Annotated in this window: 13 protein-coding genes; 9 read left to right on the top strand and 4 right to left on the bottom strand. The window is 61.7% G+C overall.

Annotated elements, in window-relative coordinates; genetic code table 11:
• The first annotated feature begins 34 nt into the window (after nucleotides 1-34).
• From AC0L14_RS03295 to AC0L14_RS03285, 3 genes are all read left to right on the top strand, one after another.
• Nucleotides 35-1495 (top strand): GMC oxidoreductase, encoded by a 1461-nt coding sequence (locus AC0L14_RS03295; RefSeq protein ID WP_473748642.1) that lies wholly within the window; start codon nucleotides 35-37, stop codon nucleotides 1493-1495.
• Nucleotides 1492-1941: a hypothetical protein gene (locus tag AC0L14_RS03290; protein WP_123146383.1), complete on the top strand. Its 450-nt coding sequence runs from the start codon at nucleotides 1492-1494 to the stop codon at nucleotides 1939-1941. The genes AC0L14_RS03295 and AC0L14_RS03290 overlap by 4 nt, the downstream gene beginning before the upstream one ends.
• 79 nt (nucleotides 1942-2020) lie before the next feature.
• Complete coding sequence (locus AC0L14_RS03285; RefSeq protein WP_258120737.1) at nucleotides 2021-3100, top strand: glycosyltransferase; 1080 nt, start codon at nucleotides 2021-2023, stop codon at nucleotides 3098-3100.
• A gap of 100 nt (nucleotides 3101-3200) precedes the next feature.
• Here AC0L14_RS03285 and AC0L14_RS03280 read toward each other — a convergent pair whose 3' ends face one another.
• Complete coding sequence (locus tag AC0L14_RS03280) at nucleotides 3201-4223, bottom strand: phosphoribosyltransferase family protein (protein WP_309508735.1); 1023 nt, start codon at nucleotides 4221-4223, stop codon at nucleotides 3201-3203.
• Nucleotides 4224-4261: 38 nt separating this feature from the next.
• Nucleotides 4262-5758, bottom strand: coding sequence for a lipopolysaccharide biosynthesis protein (locus tag AC0L14_RS03275; protein ID WP_473748641.1), 1497 nt, complete (start codon nucleotides 5756-5758; stop codon nucleotides 4262-4264).
• A gap of 189 nt (nucleotides 5759-5947) precedes the next feature.
• On the opposite strand from AC0L14_RS03275, the gene AC0L14_RS03270 reads away from it, so the two are divergent.
• From AC0L14_RS03270 to AC0L14_RS03245, 6 genes are all read left to right on the top strand, one after another.
• On the top strand, nucleotides 5948-7120 hold the full coding sequence (locus AC0L14_RS03270; protein WP_473484191.1) for a glycosyltransferase family protein: 1173 nt from the start codon (nucleotides 5948-5950) through the stop codon (nucleotides 7118-7120).
• 25 nt (nucleotides 7121-7145) lie between these two features.
• A complete protein-coding gene (locus tag AC0L14_RS03265; protein WP_473484189.1) occupies nucleotides 7146-8141 on the top strand; it encodes a glycosyltransferase family 2 protein in 996 nt (331 codons plus the stop codon).
• Complete coding sequence (locus AC0L14_RS03260) at nucleotides 8141-9091, top strand: glycosyltransferase family 2 protein (RefSeq protein ID WP_473748640.1); 951 nt, start codon at nucleotides 8141-8143, stop codon at nucleotides 9089-9091. Before AC0L14_RS03265 ends, AC0L14_RS03260 begins: the two co-directional genes overlap by 1 nt.
• A complete protein-coding gene (locus AC0L14_RS03255; protein WP_473748638.1) occupies nucleotides 9081-10049 on the top strand; it encodes a glycosyltransferase family 2 protein in 969 nt (322 codons plus the stop codon). The genes AC0L14_RS03260 and AC0L14_RS03255 overlap by 11 nt, the downstream gene beginning before the upstream one ends.
• Nucleotides 10050-10103: 54 nt before the next feature.
• Nucleotides 10104-11000 (top strand): UTP--glucose-1-phosphate uridylyltransferase GalU, encoded by an 897-nt coding sequence (gene galU / locus AC0L14_RS03250; protein WP_473748637.1) that lies wholly within the window; start codon nucleotides 10104-10106, stop codon nucleotides 10998-11000.
• 267 nt (nucleotides 11001-11267) lie between these two features.
• Nucleotides 11268-13649 carry a polysaccharide biosynthesis tyrosine autokinase gene (locus AC0L14_RS03245; RefSeq protein WP_473748636.1) on the top strand — a complete coding sequence of 794 codons (2382 nt, stop codon included), beginning with the start codon at nucleotides 11268-11270 and terminating at the stop codon, nucleotides 13647-13649.
• A gap of 378 nt (nucleotides 13650-14027) precedes the next feature.
• Here the strand turns inward: AC0L14_RS03245 and AC0L14_RS03240 are convergent, their stop codons facing one another.
• Nucleotides 14028-15110 (bottom strand): acyltransferase family protein, encoded by a 1083-nt coding sequence (locus AC0L14_RS03240; protein ID WP_473748635.1) that lies wholly within the window; start codon nucleotides 15108-15110, stop codon nucleotides 14028-14030.
• 133 nt (nucleotides 15111-15243) lie between these two features.
• Complete coding sequence (locus AC0L14_RS03235; RefSeq protein WP_473526175.1) at nucleotides 15244-17151, bottom strand: propionyl-CoA synthetase; 1908 nt, start codon at nucleotides 17149-17151, stop codon at nucleotides 15244-15246.
• Nucleotides 17152-17355 lie beyond the last annotated feature (204 nt).

Here is a 17355-nt window from a genome sequence, read left to right as displayed (position 1 = left end):
TGAACGCGCTCGTGTCAGCAAGGGGTCTTATCTGATGGTGTTGGGCATCAGGCCGGAACAGATCGCCAACGAACATTTTGATCTTGTCGCTGTCGGTTCCGGTTTCGGTTCGGCCTTCTTCCTGCATGCGTTCGCCAAGCAGCGAAAGGCGCGCATTCTGGTTCTGGAATGGGGCCGGCACAACACGCATGAATGGCAGCTCGAGCAGAACGTCAACACCGACATCGAGGACGAGACCACCTACAAGACCAACTCCGACAAGCCGTGGAACTACACCATCGGATTGGGTGGCGGGACGAATTGCTGGTTCGCGCAGACGCCGCGCTTTCATCCGAACGACTTCAGGCTGAAAAGCCTCTACGGGGTCGGCAACGACTGGCCGATCAGCTATGACGAGCTCGAGCCGTTCTACTGCGAGGCAGAGGACGTCATGTCGATCTCAGGCGACCCCGACATGGCGGCGATGATGCCGCGTTCCAGGCCGTTTCCCCAACCACCGCATCGCATGTCGACGCCGGACCGGATGATGAAAGCGGCGCAGCCGGACCAGCATTTTGTCGTGCCGACAGCCAGGGCGCGGGTGCCGACCGCGCAGCGGTCTTCGTGCTGCGCCAATTTGCGATGCGGGTTATGCCCGGTCGACGCGAAGTTCACCGCCAACAACGGCCTGATGCACGTCTTCGAGCATCCCGACGTTTCGGTCTGCCTTGGCGCTGAAGTGCGCCGGCTCGACCATGTCGGCGGATCGGTCCGTTCGGTCGCATTCGTTCATGAGGGCAAGGAGTATTCGGTCAGCGGCGATCTTTTCATTCTGGGCGCCAATGCCATCCAGAGCCCGGCGATAATGTTGCGGTCGGGCCTATCGGGCGAATTCGTCGGGCGCGGCCTGCACGAATCCTACGGATGGAACTTCGAAGCCTATCTCGACGGTGTCGACAATTTCGACGGAAGCACCATCACCACCGGCTTGAATTTCGGCCTTTATGACGGCCCTCACAGATCAGACCATGCGGCGGCGCTGGTCTATTTCGAAAACCGCTGGCAACACGGGATGCGCCCCGAAAAGGGACGTGTCCGTCAGACGCTTCCCCTCATCATTGTCACCGAAGACCTGCTCGACCCGGAGAATCTCGTGGTCCTCGACGAGGATGAAAACGCCTTCGTCAGTTTCAATGGGGCATCCGACTACGCGGTCAAGGGCATGGCGCGGGCAAAGGAGAAATTGCCGGCGCTTCTGGCTCCGCTGCCGGTCGAAGAGATTTTCGATCGCGGCATCCGGCGGACCGAGTCGCACGTCCAGGGCACGTTGAGGATGGGCGTGAGCCCGGCGGATTCGGTTGTCGACCGCGACATGATCCACCATCGGCTCAGGAACCTTGTTGTCGTCGGCTCGAGCACATATCCAAGCTGCTCCTGTGCGAACCCGAGCCTGACCGCGGCAGCCCTCTCCTTGCGGGCGGCGAGCCGGATAGCGGGAAAGGAAATGGCCGGATGATCAAGCTTTCGCGACGCGCGGCACTGGCCATCATGGCTGGCGGAGTTGCTTCGACCGGCATCGCCTACGCCGCCGTTTCCTCGCTTTCGGATGAGGACCTGGTGCGCGTCACGCTCGAAAGATATTTCGGCAGGCTGAACATGCGCATCGAGCATATGCAGCAGTTCGTTTTGGAGTTCCAAAAGCGGAATCCCTGGATATTTCCAAACGAAAAGCTGGGCGATGCGGTCACTCTGCTTGAGGCGCTGAAATTGGGCGCCGCCCGCCGGTTGCTGCCCGAACGGAAAAAAGAGGATCTGGGGCATTTCGACCGCTGGGTCATTGCCGAGTTCCATATGCTGACCGACTACGCCCGGCGCAGTTCGCCAACCGACCCGATCCGATTCACCGGATGGCAGCCATGCACCAATCCGTTCGCCAATTTAGAGATGCAGCAGGGTGCCTGAAGGCGGGTTGCAGTCACCATCCGTAAACAAGCGATCCGTCATCGTCCGTAAACTTGAGAATGCGACAGGAGCCGAAACCATGAAAGTGCTTTTTGCAGGCGGCAACGGTTACACGCCCCAGTTCAGCGGCGGTGTCCAGTCCAGCACTCATCATCTTGCCGAGCAGCTGCTCGAGCGCGGACATGAGGCGTCGGTGCTCGCCGCGCTGTTCGGCCAGGGCGTCTTCGGCTACAAGGCGCGCGCCAAGATGAAGCTTCTGAGGCAGCGAGCGGTCATCGACAGCTATCCGGGCTATCCGGTCGTGCGGGCTTGGTTTCCCTGGGAGGCGGCGGGTTTTGCCGTCGAAAAGCTGAGGCCGGACGTCGCCGTGGTCCAGTGCCACAAGTCGGTTCCGATCGGCAAGGCGCTGCAGGCCGAAGGCGTACCGCTGGTCGTGTATCTGAGGAATGTCGAGTTTCATGAATTGGGCGGCGATCTGCGCGAGCTGCATTCGGCGCTTTACATCGCCAATTCCGAGTTCACGGCGCGCTCCTACAAGGCAAAATTCGATATCGATTCGACGGTTATACCGCCGACCATCAATCCCGCACTCTACAGCACGCCGACGACGGGTGCGTTTGTCACGCTGATCAACCCCTATGAGGAAAAAGGTTTCGAGCTTGCGGTGCGCATCGCCGCCGCCTGCTCCGAAATCCCGTTCCTGTTCGTCGAAAGCTGGAAGCTCGATGACGATCATCGGGCCCGGATCGAGCAGACGATCGCGCCGCTCGGTAACGTCACGCTGGAGAGCCGGACCAGCGATATGAAGACGGTCTATGGCCGCACGAAAATCCTGCTCGCACCCAGCAAATGGGAAGAGGCCTGGGGGCGAGTGGCGTCGGAAGCGCATTGCAGCGGCATTCCCGTCGTCGGCTCGCGTCGTGGTGGCCTGCCCGAAGCGGTCGGCTCCGGTGGCGTGGTGCTGGACTACGACGCCCCACTCGCCGACTGGGTGGCAGTGGTCAGGCGTCTGTGGACCGACAGCCAGGAATATCGGCGGCTTTCCGCGGCGGCGCGTGCATTCTCCGAGCGCCCGGAACTCGATCCGGCGAGTCAGTTCGCGACCTTCTTCTCGATGCTAGAGAGGGCGACACGACAGCCTTCGCGGCAAGCCGCCTAATGCATGTCGCCCAAAAGTGCGTAGCGGTTTTGGGACAACGACTGCATAAAACAAACCTTAAAGCGCGTCGCGTGACGCGCTTTAAGTCCCGAAACCAGGTTCAGGCCGGTCGTTTGACCCGGCTCTTGAGCGTCTCGTAGCCGCGTTCGCCAAGCAGCGTGCGCGCGACGGTCTTGATCGCCGTCTTGCGCCCGTCGGGCGAACTGATCTCCTGCAATCTGTCCGGAAGGTTGCGTGCCGTCTGTCGAAGTGCCGGAAGCGACAACGTGTCGGGATAATTTATCACATGCGTTTCCACGCACAGCACCGGTTTGCCGGAAAGCTTGGCGATTTTTAGCGCCTGCTGGTGCTCGCTTTCGATGAACAGGATGGCATCGGATTTGCGGTAGAAATCGGCCTTGAAACTGCCATGCACGCCAAGCCGTTGCCGTTCCGCCTTGCTCGGCAGGTCAAGCATGATCAGCTTGTCGTATTCGATGCCGTGCTTTGCGAGCCATGCTTCGGTAAGCGCGCGGTATCTCTCGAGCCGGCTGGTGACGAGCCAGCCGATCTTGCGGGTCGGTCCAAAGAGAGGCAGTGCTTCGCTCAGAAATTTCTCATAGGCCGGGCCGTCGTCGTTCTCCGCTTCGGTCGGATCCAGGCAGAGCACGCCGTCGATGTCGACGCAGCATTGCGCGAGGAATTTGTGGTGCATGAAATTCCACTGGAACATCCTTGGATGCGGCACGACTTCCAAGACGATGTCGGTTTCCTCGTGCTGTGGCAGCAGGCCGAACACCGCGGCAAAGGTGAAATCCGCCTTGATGCCGGCGGCCTCTACGCGGCTGCGTGCCTCGCGCATGGCGGCGCCGCCGCTGACGCTGTCGTCGATCACCAGAACCTTGCGCATGTCGGAAGCCTGCCGGTCGAGCGCGGCCCGGCGTTTGGTGACCCCCGAAGTATAGATCTTTCCGGCAAGGAAACTGTCCAGATCGGTCATAGGGATGTTCGCCGTCAGGCTGAGCAGCGTGGCGGCGAGAATGCCGCTTCGGGGAACACCGACCACCAGGTCGATATCGCGCGGCAACCGGTGAAGGTTCCTGACAATGGCATCGTTCATGTCGGAGATCGATCGGTAGTGCATGGGATCAGGCCTGGTCCTCGTATGGATGTCCGTGCAAGTTACTTCGCCTCGCTTGGTGCCGCCGTGGGCGCCCGTGCCGGCAGGAGCTTCAGTGCCTCCCGAAACGCCTCGCGGCCGGAAGCAAACGCTAGGGCGACCACGATGGTGATTATGTAGGATAGCACCACCGCGCTTGCCATGGCGAGGATGTGCTGTTGCGGCAGCAGCGGCTTGGCGAACCAGATAGCGGCAAGCGCCAGATGTGCACCAAGCACGAAGGGCGTTGCCGCGCGAAGAATATGGCTTGCCCGCAGCGGCCCGGTCTTGCCGATATAGAGCCACAGGAAAGGCGTTCTGAGATACTCGCTGACTGCATAGGCGATCGCCACGCCCAGCGCGCCATAGGGCAGGCCGACGATGAAGGCCAGCACCGAGGTCAAGGCTGTTATGATGCCCCAGCGCATAAAATCGCCCGAGCGGCCCTGGCTGATGAAAAGCCATCCCGCCGGGTTGTTGAGCGGCTGCAGCAGCCCGGCAAAACCGAGCGCCAGGAAGATGCTGGAACTCTGCCGCCACTGCTCGCCGAGCACGAACGGTATCAGCACGTCGGCCATGGCGGTGGCGAAGGCGACACCTGGAAGTGCAACCAGCAAGATCAGCGGCATGACGCGAAGATAGGCGCTGCGGTAGCGGTCCGGCTCGTCCTTCAGCCTGGAAAGAGCCGGCACCATGACCTTCGACAGCGGGTTGGTGATCTGGCTCAGCGGAAACAGAAGCAGCTTGTAGGCGCGGTCATAGAGCCCAAGCTGCGCTTCGCCCCAGTATTTTCCGATCAGCACATTGTCGAGATTTCGGGCAAAGAAGTTGGCGAAGTTGAATCCGGTGATGCCGGCGCCGAAATTGATCAGCTCGCTGATGCCGCCAACCTTGCGCGGCAGGCTGGGGCGCCATCGCGAGCTTGCCCAGAAGCAAGTCGTGGGCAGCACGGCTGCTGTCAGCGTGCCAGCAAAAAGCGCCCAGTAGGAACGGTCGATGAAAGTCCAGGCGATCGACACGACGAGGCCGGCGATGGCACTTGCGACGTCGATGATGGCCAGGCGGGCGAACTGCATGCGGCGTGTCAGCAGCGCCAGATGCTGGGCGCCGAGCCCATAGGCTATGATCTGCAGCCCGAGCGCGGCCACCAGATCTGCCACCCGCGGCTCGCCGTAGAAGGCGGCGACCAGAGGCGCCGCGCCGACGAGCACGCAAGCGAGTAACACGCTGACCGCGACATTGATCCAGAAAAGGTAATTGATCTCTTCATGCTTGATTCCGCTTTTCTGGATCGTCGCCTGGGTTAGGCCAAAGTCCTGGAACAGCGCGATGAAGGCAAGCACCGGCGCACACATTGCCACCACACCGAAGTCGTGCGGCGACAGCAGGCGCGACAGCACGATGACGGAGGCGACCTGCGTCGCGACCCGCACCGATTGCGCCAAAGCCGTGACGATAGCGCCGCGTCCGACCGATCTTCGGAGAGAGCCCCCTGGCGGATCGAATGCATTGGCTTGCAAATTCAGGATCCCTGATTTTTGTGCCGGTCCCAATATCCGACCCATGGCCGATGCCACCATCAAACTACGGCATTAATTTTGCAGTGCAACAAAAAACATGGATTCCTGCCCCGCTGCACCAAAAATGTTGCGATGCAGCAAAAGCTGTACTAGGGTTTTTCCGGGCGGGCCAACAGCGGTCGAGTTTTCATGCTGCATGTCTTGTACTTGGTACACGACGTCTCCGATCCGGCAGTGCGCCGGCGGATCATAATGCTCAAGGCAGGCGGCGCCCAGGTCACACTGGCGGGCTTCCGTCGGACTGTAAGCCCGATCGCGGATGTCGAGGGCTTGCGGCCGATCGATCTTGGCGCGACGCGCGACGGCCGATTCGCCCAGCGTCTGGCAGCAGTCACAAAGGCGGCGGTCTCGATCGGTTCGAAACTAGGTTCGATGCCAAGACCCGACCTCATCGTCGCACGCAATCTGGAAATGCTGGCGCTTGCCCGGCGTGCCAGATCGGCGTTCCAGGCAACGGTGCCGATCGTCTATGAGTGTCTCGACATCCATCGTCTGATGCTTCGCGACGACTTTCTGGGCAGGGCCATGCGCGGCGCGGAACGCTATCTGGCCAGGGATGTAAAGCTGCTGGTCACCAGTTCGCCGGCCTTCATCGCCAATTATTTCAAGCCATTCGGGCAGATTGCTGCGCCGGTCGAACTGCTCGAAAACAAATATTTCGAGATTGCCGCGGTTTCGCTGGATGATCGCACAGCGGTGGAGGCCCCCACCCCTCCGCCTTGGCGGATCGGCTGGTTCGGCGCACTCCGATGCCGCCGCTCCCTAGAGCTTCTGGCCGAATTTTCCCGACGGCTCGAGGGCCGCTTCGAAATCATCCTCAGAGGCCGTCCGGCGCTTTCCGAATTTCCGGATTTTCACGGTTTCGTTGAATCCGAGCCCTGGCTCTCGTTCGGCGGGCCCTATCGGAATCCCGAGGATATGGCTACGATCTACCGTGAGGTCCATTTTTCCTGGGCCATCGATTTTTTCGAGCAGGGGCTGAATTCCGAATGGCTGCTGCCCAACCGCCTCTACGAGGGCTGCCGCTTCGGCGCCGTGCCGATCTCGATGGGCAACACCGAAACTGGCCGGTTCCTCGACCGGCAGGGGATCGGCGTTCTTTTGCCTCAAGCCACTCCCGAGGCACTCGAAGCCGCCCTGGGCGAACTGGAGGAGCATCGTTTCGGGAAATTGCGGGCGCGTGTTCTTGCCCGCAATCCGCGAACCTGGAGCCACGACCGCAGCGATTGCCGGGCGCTCGTCGAGAAGCTTCGCAGGTTGACGGCCGTGCCCGATTCATATGCTGCCAAGGCACTGGCTTAGGATGGCGTTGGATGGACATGGGCCAATGATGCAGACCAAAATTCTTCCGTCCGGCCTGATCGTGATTCCGTGCCTGAACGAAGCGTCTCACATCGGCGCGCTTGTTCACGAGCTTCGCCCGGCGGCCGAGAGGCTCGGTGCCCGGATCATCGTTGCCGATGGCGGCAGCAGGGACGGCACAAGGGCGATCGTCGAGGAGATCGCCGGGAAGGATCCGCGGATCATCCTTCTTCACAACGAAAAGCGCCTCCAGAGTGCGGCGATCAATCTCGCCGTGGCCAGTTATGGCGAAGGGGCTGAATATGTCATTCGCATCGACGCGCATGGCGGCTATTCCCCGGATTATTGCGATCGGCTGGTCGAGGAGGCGCGGATCACCGGCGCGGATTCGGTCGTCGTCTCCATGCTGACCAGCGGCAGCGGTATGGTGCAGAAAGCGGTGGCGGCTGCACAGAATTCCAAGCTCGGCACTGGCGGCTCCAAGCACCGGCATCTCTCAGTGGGAGAGTGGGTCGATCACGGCCACCATGCGCTGATGCGAATATCGGCCTTCAAGGCGGTGGGCGGCTATGACGAGACGTTCAGCCACAACGAGGATGCGGAACTCGACTACCGGCTGCGCAAGGCCGGTTACCGGATCTGGATGAGCGGCAAGACGCAAATGATCTATTACCCGCGCTCGTCGCTCGCCGACCTCTATTTCCAGTATCTCGGCTATGGCCGCGGCCGGGCAAAGAACATTCTCAAGCACCGCATGATACCGAAGGTCCGGCAGATGGTACCGCTTCTGGTGTTCCCAGTCGTCCTTCTCGCTGCTTTTTCCTTCGTGCATTGGCTGGCAATCACGCCGCTGCTGGTGTGGGCGTCGGTCTGCCTCGGCTATGGCGCGTGGACCGCGATCAGCCAGCGCACTCCGGACAGTGCGCTTGCCGGGATTTCGGCGATGGTCATGCATTTCGGCTGGTCCGTCGGCTTCTGGTTGCAACTGCTTGGACCCCGATCACAGCGCAGGGTGGCGTGATGGGTGTGGCCGAAAAAAACCGCAGCATCGACATCTGCGTCTGCACGTTTCGGCGGCCGGAGCTTGCTGACACGCTTCGCTCGATAGCCGCCCTTGACGTGCCTTCGGGATACGACATCCGCGTCATCGTGGCCGATAATGATGACGGCCCGACGGCAGAGCTGCTGGTGGCGACGTTGGCGGAGACGTTGAAGTTGCCGATCAGCTACCATCATTGCCCGGCGCGCAACATCTCGATCGCCCGCAACGCCTGCCTCGACGCCAGCACGTCGGATTTCGTCGCCTTCCTCGACGACGACGAAACGGCATCGTCCAGATGGCTCGCCGAACTGGTGGCGACGGCGGAGGTGAGTGGCGCCGCCGCAGTGCTCGGGCCGGTGCGGGCGCGCTATCGGCCGGACGCGCCCGACTGGATGCGCCGCGGCGATTTCCACTCGACCCTGCCGGTCTGGGTGCGCGGCGAGATCCGTACCGGCTACACCTGCAACGTCCTGCTCAGGATGGGCGCCGACTGCCTCCGCGGCCGACGGTTCAGCCTGGCGCGTGGCCAGACCGGCGGCGAGGACACCGAATTCTTCGATCATATGGTCAAGGCCGGCGGCCGCATCGCCTTTTCGCCGCAGGCCTGGGTCGACGAAGTGGTGCCGCGCGCCAGGGCCGCATTCGACTGGCTCCGCCGCCGCCGGTTCCGCGCCGGGCAAACGCATGGGCACCTTCTGGGGCGCGACGCGAATGGGCTCGCGCTGGTGAGGCAAGTTGGTCTTGCCTCGGCAAAGGCGGTCTTTTGTTTCGCATCGGCAATCCCGGTCGCCATCAATCCCGTGCGCAGGAACCGCAGCGTGCTTCGCGGCGTCATGCATGTCGGCGTCGTGAGCGGTCTCGTCGGGGTGCGTGAAATCCCGCAGTACGGCCTGCCCTCGCCGCAGGAAGGGGGCAAGCATGCAGCCTGACGTCACCTTTGTCATTGCCGCCTACAATGCGGAGCTGACCATCGAGCGGGCGATCGCCAGCGCCATCGCCCAGCGCGATGTCAGCGTCGAAATCATCGTCGTCGACGACCAGTCGCGCGACCGGACGCTCGATCTGGCGCGATCCTACCCCGAAGACATCGTACGCGTTGTCGCACTTGAGCAAAACCGCGGTCCCGGCGGCGCCAGGAATGCCGGCCTTGAGCTTGCTCGCGGCAGGTGGGTCGCGGTCCTCGATTCCGATGACGCGGTCTATCCCGGGCGAATCTGCACCATGATTGACCGTGCGGAGAAAGCGGGCGCCGAGATCGCGGTCGACAATCTTCAGGTCGTTCGCGAGGACGGCGTTGCCGAGGAGACGATGTTCCCGGCCGACTACCTGGAGGGGCTCGGTGAAATCTCGCTGGCGGACTATATCGCCGGCAACGTGGTCTTCGAATCCAGGTTCAATCTCGGCTATCTCAAACCGATCTTCCAGCGACGCTTCCTGAGCGAAAACGGGCTTCGCTATGACGAAGGCCTGATCATCGGAGAAGATTACATCCTGCTGGCCAGTGCTCTGGCCAAGGGCGGCAAATGCGTGGTCGAGCCGGCGACCGGCTATGTCTACCATATCCGGACCGGCTCCATTTCCCGCGTGCTTGAACTTCATCACGTCGAGGCGATGCGCAAGGCCGACCTCGTTTTCGCCAGGACCCATTCGATGGACGCAGCCGCCGAGGCCGCTTTCGCGAGGCGCACGCGCAGCCTGCGCAAGGCGGCGTCTTTCCTTTCGTTGGTCCAGCACATCAAGGCCCGATCCCCCCTCAAGGCGGTGTGGACGGTGCTAAGCGATCCGGCGGCGGTTCGGCATATGGGCATGCCGATCGCCGTTCGGCTGCGAAGGGTGGCGGCGCAATTTGCCGCGGGTGCGGGGGAGGTGAAGGGTGCAGGCAGCTGAAAAACAGTGGCGGCCTGCGACAGGTTGAAGTGATCTCCTCAGAAGGAATATGCAATGAAGAAAGTCAGGAAGGCAGTCATACCGGTAGCGGGGCTTGGAACGCGATTCCTGCCGGCGACCAAATCGATGCCGAAGGAAATGCTGCCGGTCGTCGACAGGCCTGTCGTGCAATACGCGGTGGACGAGGCGTTCGAAGCCGGCATCGAGCACATTGTCTTCGTGACGGGCCGCAACAAGGCGGTCATTGAGGATTATTTCGATCTGCATCCCGAACTGGTCGGGACCTTGGAGCAGACCGGCAAGACGGCGCAGCTTCAGGCGCTCGAAAGCCTGCTTCCCGTGGCTGGCGCGACGAGCTTCATCCGGCAGCAGTCGCCGCAAGGTCTCGGCCATGCGGTATGGTGCGCCCGGGAGGTCATCGGCGATGAGCCTTTTGCATTGCTATTGCCGGACATGGTGTCCTTCGGCGGGCGCGGATGTCTCGCCGAAATTACCGACCTCTATGCGCAGACCGGTGGAAACGTTATCGCTGTCGAGCGCTGTGATCCGACCGAGACCAGCAAATATGGCATTGTCGGCTGCGGCGCGGATGTCGGCTCGGGTTTCGAGGTCACCGCCATGGTCGAAAAGCCGGCTCCGGCCAATGCGCCGTCGAACTACTACATCAACGGCCGCTACATCCTGCAGCCCGAGATCTTCGCGCTGCTCGGCAATCAGCAGCGCGGCGCCGGCAACGAGATTCAGCTGACCGACGCCATGGTCCGCCTTGCGCAGAGCCAGACTTTCTTCGCCCAGCCCTTCAACGGTCGAATGTTCGACTGCGGCTCGAAGGAGGGGTTCATCCAGGCCAATGTCGCATTCGCGCTGGCGCGTGACGACATGAAGGGGTCGATCTTCGAGATGCTTCAGGAGTTCGTCCGGTCGCATGAGCGCCGGGTGGAAGCCGCATAAAGCCCATTATTTGGGAGCATTGGCAAATGGATGATGACGCAAGACACGCCGATATGTTTTGCTGCCCAGGTCTCGCGGTGTCTGGCATGAAGCTTGCATCGTAGATATGCTGATGCTCTCGATTTTGCTCTAGCGTCTGCAACTTGAGCATCGGACCCAAAGTGGAGACCGGTTTTGGGAAAATCCGATGTTCGACAAAAATAGAGCGGCGGCACAGTTCGACTTGAGAGACCGCCGCTCTAGGTACAAACTAGAATTGGACCGAAGATGAATTATGCCAATTTTCCTCTCGACAAGAGGAAGCCATTGCCGAGTTCGGACGCAGTCAGCGCCGAAGACTTTATCGATGTCGAGCGCTTGCTCGGCATGGCAGCAAGGCAGGCAAAGGTTGTTGCGGCATGCGCCGCCATCGGACTTTTTCTGGGCGTGCTCTATTTGCAGACCACGCCTCCCACCTATATGGCAATGAGCCGCGTGCTGATCGACGAAGGCTTGAACAAGGTCGTTGATGAGGTCTCGGCGGCGTCGGTGAGCATGCAGACCGACTCCGCCATTTTGAGCCAGATTGAAATTCTCCATTCGGCGAGGCTGGCGGCGGTGGTCGTCGACAAGCAGAAGCTCGATCAGAACGACGCTTTCATGGACCCTCCGACGTCGGCCGTGTCGAAAGCTGCCGATTTTGTGCGCGGCGTGGTCCGGTATTTCCGTCCCAGTCCCGCCGTGGGTACTACCGACGTTACTCAGCTTGATGCGGCGACGCGTGACGCGATGATTGCGTCGTCACGCCGCGATTACGCTATCCTCAAACTGCAAAACGAGGTGCAAGCCGAGCGCATCGGTCGAAGCTATGTGATCTCCATCGCCTACCAGGCGACGGACCCCGCTCTTGCGACCGCGGTCACCAAAGCCTATGCCGACGCCTATCTCGCGGATCAGCTCGATGCGAGCTTCGATGCGACCGAGCGGGCGGCGGTCTGGCTGCAGGGCCGGCTGACGGAGCTTCGCGAAAGTTCCCAGGCAGCGGCGCTCGCCGTCGAGAAGTTCAGGGCCGAACATGGGCTGGCCGTCGATGACGGCCAGTTGATCAGTGACAAGCAACTGTCGGACCTCAATGGCCAGCTCATTGAGGCGCAGGCCGATACCGCCCGCGCCAGCGCCCGTTACCAGCAATACAAGTCGATCGTCGAAAGCGGTTCGGACAACGCATTCAGGGACGCCGCTATATCCGCCGACCAGCCGAGCAACTCGGTCATTTCAACGCTCAAGACCCGCTATCTCACTGTCGCCAAGCGGCAGCAGGATATCGAAGCCAATTTCGGGGCTGAGCATCCCCAGGCGGTCGCACTTGCCAAGGAAAAGGCCGACATTTCGGCGCAGATTTTCGGCGAGCTGAAGCAATTGACCGAAAGCTACCGCAACGAATACGAAGTCGCTCTCGCACGCGAGACGGCGCTCCGCGCAAATGTCGCGTTAGCGGCTGGCAAGAGTTCCATCGACAACCAGTCGAAGGTCAAGCTGCGCGAATTGGAGCAGAAGGCAACCGCGCTGTCGACGCTCTATCAGACGTTCCTTGGCCGCTACGAGGAAGCGTCCCAGCAGCAATCCTTCCCGGTCGGCAAGATCCGCGTCATCTCCGACGCGACGCTGCCGAAGTCCGCGGCAACCCCGCGCATGTCCATAGTGCTGGGACTTTCGCTTGTTCTTGGCATGATGATGGGAGCCGGGGTTGGCGGCCTGAATGAATTCAGGGAACGGTTCTTCAGGACCGGCGAAGACGTTCGCGATCGCGTCGGCCTCAAATTCCTCGGCTACCTGCCGATCATCGGCAGCAAGGTCGTCAAGGATGACAGGCGCGATGACGGTCAGGCGGACCTCAAAACCGCTCACTCACCGTCGATCGCTGAAAGGCGCGCGCGCATGCGGGTGAGCATCGACGCTCCAGCATCGATGTTTTCCGAAACGCTCCGCAGCGCCAAGATTGCCTTCGACGTCGTGATGGAAGGGCAAGGCAACCGGGTCATTGGCGTAGTCTCGGTCCTTCCCGGCGAGGGCAAGTCGACCGTGGCGGCGAATCTGGCCGGATTGCTTGCCGCCAACGGGTCGAAAACCCTGCTGGTGGACGGCGACCTGCGCAACCCCGGCCTCAGTCGCAGCCTTGGCATGGAGGCCGAGCAAGGCCTTATGGAAGCGGTGGTGAGTGGGCAGACCTGGCAGTCCGTCGGCAAGATCGACCGGCAGACGAAGCTGGCGATCGTCCCGGCCGTCCCGCGCGGTCATTTCTCGCACACTAGCGAGCTTCTGTCGTCGGCCGGAATGCGGCGTTTCATCGACAACGCCAAGGAAACCTTCGAATACATCATCGTCGACCTGCCGCCGCTCGGACCGGTGGTCGATGCCAAGGCCTTTGCCCCGCTTGCCGACGGCTTCGTGCTCGTGACCGAGTGGGGGCGCACGCCGCGTGCGATGGTGCAATCCATACTGAGCTCGGAATCCTATATCGCCAACAAGATCGTCGGCGTCGTCTTGAACAAAGTCGATTTGAAGAAGCTGGCGAAGTATGGATCGATCGGCGGCTCGGAAAAATTCTTCGACAGATATTCGAGCTACTATCTGGAAAAATCGGAAGCGCGGACGAAGGCAAACACCTGAGGCGGTATACCAGAACGAATGTTGGGCACAGCGTCGTCCTGCGCGGCGAGACCGATGCCGAGCCTGATGCTGGCGCATGAATGCCCTCGAACAGAGCATGATCGGCAGCCTTGCGCATGAAGCTGACATGGTCGGCGGGAATGTCGCTTCTGGTGCTGGTCGATCTCCTCGCTTGACCCGAGAGGTCGCCGAACCGCGCCGGGTCGACACGGTTGGAAAAAGGGCTCACCACTGCAGAAGATGATCCACGATAGAAAATAATTCTCGCTTGGGAAGTCGCGTCGTCATGCCGCGCCAAAAAGCGTGGGCACCATTGTTCGCGCCGCACGTTCACAGCAGGACTTTGCAGCCAGGAACCGGCGTGACACGCCGGGGCGGTTACGCGGCCTTGAGCCGATAGCGGAAGATGGTGTGGTCGAGCAGAAGCCGGATGCGCGGTTCGGCCTCGATCGCAATCAGCCAGCTCGCGGCGATCATGGTCGCGCCGACGATGACCACCGAAAGCAGGTATGGCACTCCCGCGCGCATCAAGGCCCCGAGAATAGCCGCGCCGACGACATTATGGATCAGATAGAGAGGGTAGGTCATCAGCCCGATCCGACGCCAGCCGCGCCAGGACAGGTCGAGCCGTAACGACCACGCCATCAGCGCCATGGCAGCGAGAAACAGGACGAGCGGCGGCGCGTAGGGCATCGCGGCTTCGACCTTGATGCTGCGGACGTCGACAGCACTGACGATCTGCAGCACACCGCCGGCCAGGAACAAGGCGCAGAAAACAAGGCGGGCCGGCGTCACTGCCTTGAAACGCATCAGCCAGAGCAGCACACCTGTCGCGAAAAAACATCCGTGATGCACCAGGAGCAGGTCGAGCCAGCGCGCCTCGGCAAGGTCCGACCAGTCGAATGGATAGTACAGGCACCAGAAAAGCGTGCTGATCGCGCCGAGCGCAACTGCCACCGCTTCCATCAGATCGAAGCGGCCGAGCCGCAGCAGGATCCAGACGACGGCATAAAAGGCGATCTCGATGCCGAGCGTCCAGTAGACGCTGTCGACCCAGGGGTTGAACGGAACGAACAAGGCGGTGCGCAAGAGCCTGGTGACAGCGTCCGTCGGCCAACTGAGATCGACGAAAAGCAGCACCATCACGGTGACTGGCGCGCAGATCCAGACGGCCGGCGCCAATCGTTTCACCCTTGCCTCGAAAAACCGCAGCGGTGTCGAATGCTCGGCGCTGAAGGCGATGACGAAGCCGCTGATGACGAAGAATATCTGGACGCCGACCCATCCGAATTGGACCAGCCCGCCTATTTCCGGATGGGTCGGGATGCCGCCCGTCGCGCGCGCCGAAACGCCCTCCGGGAACGCCCACACCCAGAAGCCGTAGTGGTAGAACATCACGAGGACGGCGGCGAGAAAACGCAGGATGTCGATGCCGCCGAATGTGGTTTTTTGCTGAGCCATGCCGTGCCTTCGGAATGGCCCCCCACGCAAAGTTTAAGGGCTATTGCTGCATTGCACAACAGACGATTGCAGTGCAGGATGAATTCGTGAATTCGTCCCACGCCGCGATCCGCCTGCCGCGCTCCGAAAGCAACTAAAGTCCGATGCCGCGCCCTTTGAGCGCCGCAGTGATCTCGTCGAGAATGGCCGGGTCGTCGATGGTCGCCGGCATCGTCCATCCTTCCTTGTCGGCAATCTTCTGCATGGTGCCGCGCAGGATTTTGCCGGAGCGCGTCTTTGGCAGGCGCTTGATCGTCACCACCGTCTTGAGGGCGGCGACCGGGCCGATCCGCTCGCGCACCAGGGTGACCACCTCGGCCTCGATGGCGCCGCTGTCACGCGCGACACCCGCATTCAGCACCACGAAGCCGAGCGGAACCTGGCCCTTCATCGCATCGGCGATGCCGATGACGGCGCATTCGGCAACGTCGGGATGCGCGGCCAGCACCTCCTCCATGGCGCCGGTCGACAGCCGGTGGCCGGCGACATTGATGATGTCGTCGGTCCGGGCCATGACGAACAAATAACCGTCCTCGTCCATCATGCCGGCATCCGCCGTTTTGTAGAAGCCGGGGAATTCGTCGAGATAGGCTTGGCGAAACCGGTCATCGGCATTCCACAGCGTCGGCAGGCAGCCGGCCGGCAGCGGCAGCTTGACGACGACATTGCCCAACGTGCCGCGCGGGACTTCGTGCCCGGCATCGTCGAGCACGCGAATGTCGTAGCCGGGCATCGGCACGCCGGGCGAGCCATATTTCATCGGCAGCAGGCCCAATCCGGCTGGGTTGATCGTCATCGGCGAGCCGGTCTCGGTCTGCCACCAATGGTCGATCACCGGCACGTTCAGTTTCTGCTCCGCCCATTTGATGGTTTCCGGATCGGCGCGCTCGCCGGCGAGGAACAGCGTGCGGAACTTCGACAGGTCGTATTTCGGAACGAATTCGCCCTTGGGGTCCTGTCCCTTGATGGCGCGGAAGGCGGTCGGCGCGGTGAACAGCGCGACGACTCCATGCTCGGCGATCACCCGCCAGTAGGTGCCGGCGTCCGGCGTGCCGACCGGCTTGCCCTCGAACAGGACGGTTGTGCAGCCATGCAGCAGCGGGCCGTAGACGATGTAGGAATGGCCGACCACCCAGCCGACGTCGGAAGCCGCCCAGAACACCTCGCCCGGCTTGACGCCGAACTCGTTCTCCATCGACCATTTCAGCGCAACCATGTGGCCGCCATTGTCGCGCACGATGCCCTTGGGCTGGCCGGTCGTTCCGGACGTGTAGATGATGTAGAGCGGATCAGTGGCGAGCACCGGAACGCAGTCGACATTGGCGCCCGCGGCCCGCTCGCGGGCGACGGCGTCGGCATAGTCGATGTCATGGTTTTCCCTGAGCTCGCAGCGCAGTTGGTCGCGCTGCAGGATGAGGCAGGCCTCGGGCTTATGCCGCGACATCTCGATCGCCGTGTCGAGCAGCGGCTTGTAGGCAACGACGCGCCCCGGCTCCAGACCGCAAGAGGCGGAAATGATCAGCTTCGGCCTGGCGTCGTCGATGCGCGTGGCGAGCTCGTGCGAGGCAAAGCCGCCGAAAACGACCGAATGCACGGCGCCGATCCGGGCGCAGGCAAGCATGGCGAAGGCCGCTTCCGGCACCATCGGCATGTAGATGATGACTCGATCGCCTTTTTGGACGCCGCGGTTCTTCAGCACCGACGTCAGCGCGATCACCTCGCGTTTCAGTTCGGTATAGGTGAATTTCCTGATCGTGCCTGAAATCGCGCTGTCATGGATCAGCGCGGTCTGATCGGCGCGGCCACCCGCCACATGGCGGTCGACGGCGTTGAAGCAGGTGTTGCAGGAGGCGCCGCCAAACCAGCGCCCATAGACGCCGGCATTCGGATCGAAGACCGTGTCGAACGGTGAGAACCAGTCGATGGCTTTGGCCGCATCCGCCCAGAATTTTTCCGGGTCGCGTTTCCAGCCGTCATAGACCTCGTGGTAGCGTGACGCCATCCGGCTTACTCCCCAGGAATGTTTGCTGCCTTTGAAATAGCGTATGCTGTTTTTGCAAGCATGTGCAATTTCGTCGTTTGGCGTTCTCGCCTTGGTCGCAAATACCCGGCATGATGGTCTCGGGTCATAATTGCAGTCTGGGTCATAATTGGGGGCAAGTCGCAATGAAGTTGCGGTGCAAGGTTGGATCTGCCGTTTTGGCGG

The sequence above is a fragment of the Mesorhizobium sp. WSM4841 genome (genome assembly GCF_055811515.1).
This window is presented reverse-complemented; position numbering and strand designations above follow the sequence as displayed.